The organism is Phormidesmis priestleyi ULC007 (assembly GCF_003003695.1).
Taxonomy (GTDB): domain Bacteria; phylum Cyanobacteriota; class Cyanobacteriia; order Leptolyngbyales; family Leptolyngbyaceae; genus Phormidesmis_A; species Phormidesmis_A priestleyi_A.
Genome location: NZ_PVWG01000124.1, coordinates 1 through 1,161 on the forward strand (window position 1 = coordinate 1; position 1,161 = coordinate 1,161).

Below are 1,161 nucleotides of genomic sequence, written 5' to 3' on the forward strand. Positions count from 1 at the left end.
AAGTAGGTGGGTGTGGAAAGAGTAAGCTACATAAAGGAAAGTTAAGCGTTTTAGCAGAATCAGGTTAAAAGCAATATGGGTGCACGTTTGAGAGTGTTTTTAACGGCAGAGGAAGATCGTACACTTTTTGAGATGAGGAGTGCGACCACGATCCCGCAACGAGTGAAAGATCGTGCCGAAGTCATCCGGCTAAATTTCAGGGGCTGGTACGTAGAGAAAATCGCGGCTCACTTCAACTGGAATGTGGCTACGGTCCGCGATGCGTTACATCGGTGGGAAAAGCAGGGGTTAGGAGGATTGTGGGATACCCTCCATCCAGGCGGCAAACGTCGATGGCAAGCGTCAGATATAGAGTATCTAGAGGGCATATTGCGAACTGAAACCCGCACTTACAGTAGCCCACAGTTGGCAGAGAAACTAGAACAGGAACGGCAAGTCACATTGAGTCCAGACCGCCTAAGGCGAGTGCTGAAAAAAAGGGGGTGAGATGGAAGCGGACTCGCCAGAGCCATCGTGAGCGTCAAGACCCTGAGCAAAGAGCCACCAAGCAAGCAGACCTCGATATGCTGGAGTTCGCTGCTGCAAGCGGAGAGATCGACCTGTACTATCTAGATGAAGCAGGATTTAGCCAGTGGAGCGCGACAGGTTACAGCTACTTCTTTGTCGGGGAGCAAAAGCGAATGGAGCAAACCAAACGACGGGGTAGACGCGTCAGCATTCTGGGGCTTTGGCAACCATTGAAATGTTTTACATACGGCTTGAGTATCGGCGGCTTTGACAGTAAGAGTTACATCAAGATGATGGATGAGCAAGCCAAACAGGCGAACCAAGCGTTCCAGCAAGCTGGACGCATCCGAGTGATTGCTGAAGATAACGGCCCGATTCATACCAGTGCAGCGGTGCAGGCGAAACAGCCCGAATGGGAAGCCCAAGGATTGTACATCTTCTTTTTTGCCAAATATTGTTCCGAGATGAATCCCATTGAATTGGAGTGGCAGCATCTTAAGAAGGATGAGATTGCAGGACGAATGTTTGAGGATGAATTAGATTTAGCCTATGCCGTGATGGATGGGGTAGATGCTAGAGCTAAAGCCCATGGACATACGGTTGAACGCTTTCGGTTCAGGGCAGAAGACACTTAATACAACTTCATCCAACTCA

General features: G+C 49.5%; 1 pseudogene. It reads left to right on the top strand.

What is annotated here, in order from left to right:
- The first annotated feature begins 75 nt into the window (after positions 1 to 75).
- A pseudogene (locus C7B65_RS26965) lies at positions 76 to 1,142 on the top strand (IS630 family transposase).
- Positions 1,143 to 1,161 lie beyond the last annotated feature (19 nt).